General features: G+C 71.4%; 8 protein-coding genes. 5 read left to right on the forward strand and 3 right to left on the reverse strand.

Annotated features, from left to right (window positions below; genetic code table 11):
* A partial coding sequence (locus CCN39_RS50090; protein WP_086840250.1) for a hypothetical protein occupies positions 1 to 581 on the forward strand: 581 nt, incomplete at its 5' end.
* Positions 582 to 640: 59 nt separating this feature from the next.
* On the opposite strand, the gene CCN39_RS08965 is transcribed toward CCN39_RS50090, so the two are convergent.
* Positions 641 to 1,435, reverse strand: coding sequence for a hypothetical protein (locus CCN39_RS08965; RefSeq protein ID WP_086840252.1), 795 nt, complete (start codon positions 1,433 to 1,435; stop codon positions 641 to 643).
* Positions 1,436 to 2,024: 589 nt separating this feature from the next.
* Here CCN39_RS08965 and CCN39_RS08970 point away from each other — a divergent pair.
* Positions 2,025 to 3,512, forward strand: a complete 1,488-nt coding sequence (locus CCN39_RS08970) for a right-handed parallel beta-helix repeat-containing protein (RefSeq protein WP_086840254.1) — start codon at positions 2,025 to 2,027, stop codon at positions 3,510 to 3,512.
* Between the two features lie 13 nt (positions 3,513 to 3,525).
* On the opposite strand, the gene CCN39_RS08975 is transcribed toward CCN39_RS08970, so the two are convergent.
* Positions 3,526 to 4,020, reverse strand: a complete 495-nt coding sequence (locus CCN39_RS08975) for a hypothetical protein (protein ID WP_086840256.1) — start codon at positions 4,018 to 4,020, stop codon at positions 3,526 to 3,528.
* Between the two features lie 15 nt (positions 4,021 to 4,035).
* Positions 4,036 to 5,451, reverse strand: a complete 1,416-nt coding sequence (locus tag CCN39_RS08980; protein ID WP_086840257.1) for an amidohydrolase family protein — start codon at positions 5,449 to 5,451, stop codon at positions 4,036 to 4,038.
* A 142-nt stretch (positions 5,452 to 5,593) separates the two neighbouring features.
* On the opposite strand from CCN39_RS08980, the gene CCN39_RS08985 reads away from it, so the two are divergent.
* The 3 genes from CCN39_RS08985 to CCN39_RS08995 form a co-directional block, all read left to right on the forward strand.
* Positions 5,594 to 6,403: an IclR family transcriptional regulator domain-containing protein gene (locus CCN39_RS08985; RefSeq protein WP_086840259.1), complete on the forward strand. Its 810-nt coding sequence runs from the start codon at positions 5,594 to 5,596 to the stop codon at positions 6,401 to 6,403.
* A 67-nt stretch (positions 6,404 to 6,470) separates the two neighbouring features.
* Positions 6,471 to 7,628, forward strand: coding sequence for a CaiB/BaiF CoA transferase family protein (locus CCN39_RS08990; protein WP_086840261.1), 1,158 nt, complete (start codon positions 6,471 to 6,473; stop codon positions 7,626 to 7,628).
* The coding region (locus CCN39_RS08995; protein ID WP_086840262.1) for a citryl-CoA lyase at positions 7,621 to 8,207 on the forward strand (587 nt) is incomplete at its 3' end. The genes CCN39_RS08990 and CCN39_RS08995, both read left to right, overlap by 8 nt.

The raw sequence follows: 8,207 nt of genomic DNA on the forward strand, positions 1-8,207 counted from the left end.
TGCTCCGGCTCGCGACGCCGGCGGCCGTCGTGGGCGGGCTGGCCGGGCTGGCGGTGGCGGCCGTCGGCGTGGTGCGTCCCGAGGCGTTCGCCTCGTCGTACTCGGTCCCCGGCGCCGGGCTCTCCCTCGGCGTCCTGTTCCTCGTCTCGGCCTCGCGCCTGCTCGCGGCCCGGGCCGGGCGGCCGCTGCCGGCCGCGGTGGCGACCGCCGAGTCGCTGGCGGCGTTCGCGCTGGTCAGCGTGGGTCTCTTCTGGGCCGTGGCCGACTACTCCGCCTCGGTCGGCGTCGGCCGGGCCCTCCAGATCGAGGCCGGGCTGGCCGCGCCGCCGGAGACCGTCCTCTACAGCGCCAAGAGCCTGAACCTCACCGCGCCGGGGGTGCGCGAAACCCCGTGCCGCAACCCCGACACCGCCTACCACTACCGGTACACCGGGCTGAAGCTGGTCCTGCAGTCCGGCGGCCAGTACTTCCTCCTGCCCGTGCAGTGGCACAAGGCCGACGGGACCGCCCTGGTGCTGCCGCGGACCGACGCCCTGCGGCTGGAGTTCACCCCGGCCGCGGACCCGGACGCCCCCTGCTGAGCGAGCCGGGTCCGCGCGGTGCGGACCCGGCTCGCTCAGCCTCGGCTTCGACGCTGAGGTCAGTCCTCGTCGTAGTCGGATTCGTCGTCCACGTCGTGGTCGACGACCCAGTGGTCGTCGTCCGCCGCGGTGGCGTCGGCGACCGCGGTGGTCGAGTGCGCCGCGGCCCCGCCCACACCGGCCGTGGTGTACCAGGCGTGGTAGCCCGCGTAGTCCGGCACGGCCACGGCGTGCGCACCCTCCGACGATGCGCCGAACGGGCCGGCCGTCAGCTTCTCCGCCTCGTACGTGGCGTGGTGCTCGCCCGCGTGGCTCACGACGTGCGCCGAGGTCGCGCCGTCCACCCCGGCCGAGTGCTGCTCGGCGTAGTAGCCCACGTCGTCGGCGTCATCGTCGTCGTCGGCGTCGTACACCGGGTCGGGGTGGCTCACGACGTGGTGCACGACGACGTCTTCGTCGTCATCGTCGTAGTCGCCCGTGACGTAGTCGTCGCCGTCGTAGTCGTCGCAGTCGCCGTCGTCGTCGCCGCCGCCGTACCAGCCGTCGTGCACGGTGTGGTGCCACGGGTGGTTCCAGCCGTGGTCGTTGCCGGACTCGCCGCTGTGCGTCACGGAGGCGCCGCCGATGCCGGCCACCGCGGAGTCCGACTCCGACCAGTGGTGTCCCCACCAGGTCGCGCCTTCGTCGGTGTCGGTGGTGCCCGCGCCGCCGATGCCGGCCCAGCTGCTGGAGCTCTCGGCGCTCCAGGAGTCGTGCGGCCAGTCGATCGGGTGCGCCGTCGCCGGACCGGCGATGACGAGGGAAAGCGGCAGCGCGAAAGCGCCGGCGACAGCCAGTCGTCGCAATGTGGACATGATTTCTCGGGGTTCCTTCCTGAGTGCGGCAGCCGGGTTTCATTCGGGGCCCGGACGCCGGGGCAGAAGTTCTGTCCGATTGCTGACGTTACCGCCCCCACGAGGCCTTCACAGCGCCTTGACCTGCGCAAATACCCGATCGGTGCGCGGGAACCGCCGAGTGGAGGACAGATCCGGAATGGGGTTGAACCAGCCTAGTTCGCCGCCGCCGGAGTGACCGGAACGAATGGCCGGAAATCACTCGCTCAGGTAGTCCTCCGTTTAGCGGAAAAAACCGTGGTCCCGAGCCGGCGCCGCGGACGGCCCGGCCGCCGTCCTCCGCTCGCCCGCGCCCGCGCTCGGCCGGCCGGCTGACCGGAACGCGGCAGGTGGCCCACCCGCGCCACGCCGCCCGAGCGCGCCGCGGCGGAGAATTCCGGCCGCGAACCGGGACCGCGCCACGATAACAGAACCGTCCACCTATTGTTCCCACGGTATTCAGAGTCGTGGAGTAATCACTGTTTTTTTCGTTACCTGGTACACCCGAAAACCACATGAATGGACTCGATCGGACCACGCCGTTGCGCGGTCAATTGCGTAGGTTTCACCCATGTCGCCGATGAGATCAATTCTGGCCGTCGTTCTGCTGGCCGCGTTCGTCGTGCCGCCCGGCCCGGCAGCCGCGGCCGTGGTGACGCCCGGGCCGGTGTGCGATCACCAGCCATTGGCCAACACCACGGCTCCGGCGGGCGCGGTCACCGTCGACGCCGCGGTACCCGGCGACCTCTACCGCAAGTCGCAGGAGTCGCCGCCCGGCACGACGTTCTGGCTGCCGCCGGGCACGCACCTGCTGGCGGCGGACCCGTTCGGGCAGGTCATCCCCAAGGACGGCAACGTCTACCTCGGCGCGCCCGGCGCGGTGCTCGACGGGCAGGGCATCAACCGCGCGGCCTTCACCCAGCTGGCGAAGAACGTCGTCATCCGCGGGCTCACCATCCAGAACTTCGTCGCCCCGCAGGACCAGGGCGTGGTGAACCACGATTCCGGCGAGCATTGGATCATCGAAAACACCACCGTGCAGAACAACAAAGGCGCGGGAATCATGGCCGGCGCACGCCAGGAGGTGCGGCACAGCTGCCTGCGCAACAACGGCCAGTACGGCATGAACGCCTACCGGTCGGACAACACGATCACCGCACTGATCGTCGAGGGCAACGAAATTTCGGGCAACAACACCGACGACTGGGAAACGCGCAGCCCCGGCTGCGGGTGCAGCGGCGGAATCAAGTTCTGGGTGGTCGACAAGGCCGACGTCCGCGGGAACTGGATCCACCACAACCACGGCGCCGGGCTCTGGGCCGACACCGACAACAACGACTTCCTGATCGAGAACAACCTCATCGAGGACAACGACGCCGAGGCGCTGTTCTACGAGATCAGCTACAACCTCGTGTTCCGCGACAACGTCCTGCGCCGCAACAGCCTGGTGGCGGGCAAGCGCCGCGCCGACAAGGGGGACAACTTCCCGGTGGCGAGCGTCTACCTGTCCGAGTCGGGCGGCGAGCCCCGGGTGCCGGCCCGCACGCACCTCGTCGACATCTACGACAACACCTTCGAGGACAACTGGTCCGGCATCACCGCCTGGGAGAACGCCGACCGGTTCTGCAACAGCCCCGCCAACACCTCGATCAACACCTGCACCAAGCTCGTCGCCGACCGGACGCAGTGCTCGGCGCCGGGCATCGCGTCCCCGCCGCTGTACGACGACTGCCGCTGGAAGACCCAGCTGGTCGAGGTGCACGACAACACGTTCCGCTTCGACCCGGCCCGCGTCGGCTGCACGAACGGGAACTGCGGCAAGATGGCGCTGCTGTCCAACTGGGGGACGTACCCGTCGTGGTCGCCGTACCAGGGCAAGGTCATCCAGGACGCCATCACCCGCGACCAGGGCAACTACTGGTTCAGCAACTCCTACTACGGGCCCTGGAAGTTCGTCGCGGGCGACACGTCCCGGATCCTGACGGCCGAGCAGTGGCAGACGACCCCGTGGGACCAGGACAACTGCGCTTCCTTCGACGACGTGATGCCGCACTGCTGAGCGGCCCCGCGCCTCAGTGCGCGGAGAGCAGTCCCAGCACCGCGGCGGACTTCGCTTCGTCGAGGAACCGCAGGCCCATGAAGTTGTCGCCGGGGTTGAAGCCGGGCAGCGCCCACACCGCTTCGTACGGCAGCCCGACACGCCGGTAGCGGCGCAGGCTGTAGACGTTGCTGAACAGGCACTTCCCCGGGTCGGGCTGCCAGAGCCGGCGCGCGAAGGCGGGGTTGCGGAACCCGTGTCCGACCTCGGCCGTCGCCTGGACGTGCTTGCGGCCGGTGAACAGCACGACGTCGCCGGTGGTCACGGTGTCCATCCGGCGGTCGTACCTGTCCTTGGCGCCCCAGAACCGGGCGCGTCCACCCGGGTGCAGGGTGTTCAGGCGGGCGAGGTCCACGGGGTCGAGCAGGTCGGCGAACTCGCGGAAGGCCACGGTCTTTTCCAGGGATTCCGCGCCGTAGCGGCGGGCGTCCGCGGTGCCGTAGGCGGGCTGCACGAAAACCTGGACCACGGAGGGAACGGTAGCTCAGCCGCCGTGAGTGCGGTCGCTCTGGTAGTCGGTGTAGGTGTACGGGTTGTCGAGGACCTTGGTCTCCGGGACGTCGGGGTTCATGCCCTGCCGCCACGCCTCCTCCCCCAGCTGCGCGCGCAGGTGCTCGACCGTGTCCTCGACACGCCGCCGGAGGGCGGGCAGGTCGGCGCCGACCAGCTTGCCGTCGCGCTTGACCACCCGGCCGCCGACCAGCACGGTGTGGACGTCGGCGCGCTGCGCCTGGAACGCCACGTGCCCGTAGGGGTTCAGCAGCGGGAACGACACCGGGGAGTCGTCGTTCTTCAGCAGGACGACGTCGGCCTTCTTGCCGACCTCGAGGCTGCCCAGGTCCGAGCGTCCCAGTGCCGCGGCCCCACCGCGGGTGGCCCACTCCACGACCTGTTCCGCCCGCAGCGCCGCGTGCGTCACCGTCTCGCCCTTCGCGTGCGCCTCCAGGTGCTCCCGGGACCGGTCGGCGCCCAGGGTGGCGCGCATGGCCGAGAACAGGTCGCCGCTCCACCACACCGAGGTGTCCATCGACAGGGACACCGGGATGCCGTACTGGCGCAGCGCCCAGGTGGGCGGATAGCCCTGGCCGGCGCTCTGCTCGCTTTCGGTGGAGACCGACACGGACCCGCCGGTGGCGGCGATGCGGTGGTAGGAGTCCGCCGACAGCGACGCGCCGTGGACGTAGATCGTCTCCGGGGTCATGAACCCGTGGTCGTACATCAGGCGGATGCCGTCGTCGCCGGTCGCGCCCCAGACGCCGGCGTGGGTGGTCACCGGCGCGCCGAGCTCGCGGGCCACCTCGAACGCCGGCTTCTCGGGGAACGCGGGGTCGCCGGTGACGTCGAAGGCGAGCTGGAAGCCGAGGTCGCCGCCGGTGCGCCGGGAGACGAAGTCGCGGAACTCCGGCGTGGCCGTCCAGTTCGCCGGGGCGTCCTGGATGTTGCCGTAGGCCAGCACGAACCGGCCGGGGACGGCTTCGAGCGCGTCGGCCGCCGCGTCGGCGTGCGCGGTGGTCTGCAAGCCGTGGGACCAGTCGACGGTGGTCGTGACACCGGCCTCCAGGGCTTCCCACGCGCCGAGCAGGTTGCCCGCGTGGATGTCCTCGGGGCGGAACACCTTGCCCCATTCGAGGTAGTACCAGACGAAGTACTGGGTCAGCGTCCAGTCGGCGCCGTAGCCGCGCATGGCCGTCTGCCACAGGTGGCGGTGGGTGTCGATCATCCCGGGCATGACGATGCCGCCGGAGGCGTCGATCTCGGTCGTGCCCGCCGGGACTTCCAGTGCCGGGCCGATCGCGGCGATGCGGTCGCCGTCGACCAGGACGTCTTCGCCGGGCAGGACGCGGCGCCCGTCGTCGAGGGTCAGCACCGTGCCACCCCGCAGGACGATCGATCCGGACATGACTGCCTCCAATACCGACACTGCGTACACTTGTCCGCTGCACGGACACTCGGCGGGTGCCGCCACTTTCGTCCAGTGCCGCGCCGGTGTCAATCCCCGCGGTTACGCTGCCGGGGAGGACCACAGCAGAGGGAGGTCGCGCATGCCACGCGAGGGAACCGGTCCCGACTTCATCGAGGCGCTGGCACGCGGGCTCGAGGTGATCACCGCGTTCCGGTCCGGCCGGCGGGCGATGACGCTGGCCGAGGTCGCCTCGGCGGCCGGCCTGGCCCGCCCGACCGCGCGCCGGATCCTGCTGACCCTCGAGGAGCTCGGCTACGTCCGCACCGACGGGCGCGACTACTCGCTGACGCCGCGGGTGCTCGACCTCGGCGTCGCCTACGTGCACTCCACGGGCCTGTGGGAGGTCGCCCGCCCGCACCTGGAACGGCTGGTCGCGCGCACGAACGAGTCGTGCTCGATCGCCCAGCTCGACGGGTCCGACATCGTCTACGTCGCCCGGGTAGCGGTGCCGAAGATCGTGGGCCTCAGCGTGCAGATCGGCACCCGGTTCCCGGCCCTGCCGACATCGCTGGGCAAGGTCCAGCTGGCGGCGCTGCCGCCGGAAGAGCTGGAGGCGGTGCTGGCGGAACCGACCCGGTCGGGACTGGTGCCGCGCTGGCAGCCGGACCGCGCCGAACGCGACGCCGAGCTGCGCGAGGTCCGCGCCCGCGGCTGGGCGCTCACCGACGAGCAGCTCGCGCTGGGCATCCGCTCGGTGGCCGCACCGCTGCGCGACGGGTCGGGCCGGGTGATCGCCGGGGTCAACGTCAACTGCCACGCCGCCGAGACCCCGGTCGAGAAGCTGCTCGACCACCACCTGCCGCTGCTGTTGCAGACCGCCGGGGAGATCAGCGCGGACTTCGCGCGGCTGGACAGCGTCCCGCACGTCACCGTCCCCACGGCGCCTTGACCACGGCCGCGGTCGGGAGCAGACTGCGGACACTGGTCCGTCAGGCGGACACGAGTGGAGGCATGGCGTGGATTCACCCTCCGGCCCGCTGTCCGGGCTGCTGGTCGCGGACTTCTCCCGGGTGCTGGCCGGCCCGTACGCCACGATGCTGCTCGCGGACATGGGCGCCGACGTCGTCAAGGTCGAGGGGCCGCAGGGCGACGAGACGCGGACGTGGATGCCGCCGGTGCGCGGCGACGTCTCGACGTACTACCTCGGCGTCAACCGCGGGAAGCGGTCCATCGCGCTGGACCTGCGCGACGAGGCCGACGCCGCCGTCGCGCGCGAGCTCGCGGCCCGCGCGGACGTGCTGATCGAGAACTTCAAGCCCGGGGGGCTGACCAAGTACGGCCTGGACTACGAGGCGGTCAGCCGGGCCAACCCCGGCAGCGTCTACGCCTCGATCAGCGGGTTCGGGGCGGGCGAAGGCGCGCACGTGCCCGGCTACGACCTGATGGTGCAGGCGATCTCGGGCCTGATGAGCCTGACCGGCGATCCGGACGGCCCGCCGTACCGGGCCGGGATCTCGGTGTTCGACGTCATGGCGGGCAACCACGCGGTGATCGGCATCCTGGCCGCGCTGCGCCACCGCGACGCGACCGGCGCGGGCCAGCACGTCGAGGTCAACCTGCTGTCCTCGGCGCTGACCGGGCTGGTCAACCACAGCTCGGCCTACGCCGCCGGCGGCGTGGTGCCCTACCGGATGGGCAACGCCCACCCCAGCGTCTTCCCCTACGAGCCGCTGCCGACGGCCGATGCCGACCTGATCGTCGCCGCGGCCAACGACGGGCAGTTCCGGCGGCTGTGCGAGGTCCTCGACCTGCCCGGCGTCCCGGACGACGCGCGGTTCGCCCGCAACGCCGACCGGACGAAGAACCGCGAGGAGCTCCGGCCGATCCTGGTCGAGCGGCTGGCCAAACGCGGTGCGGTGGACTGGTTCGACGCGCTGACGAAGGTCGGTGTCCCCTGTGGACCGATCAACACGATCGACGGCGGGTTCGCGATGGCCGAACGCTTCGGGCTGGACCCGATCGTCGAGGTCGGCGCGGGCGACCGCGCGGTCCCGACGACCCGCCACCCCATCCGGTTCTCCGCGACCCCGGCCGGGTACCGGCTGCCGCCTCCGGAGCTCGACGAACACGGTGCCGAACTGCGGGCGTGGCTGACGGAGGCCGCCGATGGCTGACCCGGTCTACGAAACCGCCCTCGGCGCGTCCACGAAGGACAAGATCACGCTGCTCGGGCACGACCTGGCCGAGGACGTCATGGGCACGGTCGGGTTCGGCGAGCTCGCCTTCTGGCTGGCCACGCAGCGACGACCGTCCCCGGGCGAAACACGGGTCTTCGAGGCGGTGCTGGCCGCGCTGGCCGACCACGGCTTCACCCCGACCGCGATCGTCACGCGGCTGACGTACCTGTCCGCGCCGGACTCGGTCCAGGGCGCCCTGGCGGCCGGCCTGCTGGGCGGCGGGTCGCGCTTCCTCGGCGTTACCGAGGACTGCGGCCGGTTCCTGCACGAGGTCCTGGCCGGCGTCGAGCAGCCCGCCGACCAGGCGGGCTGGGACGCGCTCGCGCTCGAAACCGTCGAAAAGCGCCGCGCGGAAAAGAAGTTCGTGCCCGGGCTCGGGCACCACGTGCACAAGGACGGCGACCCGCGCACCCCGCGGCTGTTCGCCATCGCCGACGCCGAAGGCCTGCGCGGTCCGCACCTGGAACTGTTCGCCGCGATCGGCCGGGTGCACCCGCGGGTGCACCCGGCCGATCG

The sequence above is a fragment of the Amycolatopsis kentuckyensis genome, assembly GCF_002155975.1.
GTDB lineage: Bacteria > Actinomycetota > Actinomycetes > Mycobacteriales > Pseudonocardiaceae > Amycolatopsis > Amycolatopsis kentuckyensis.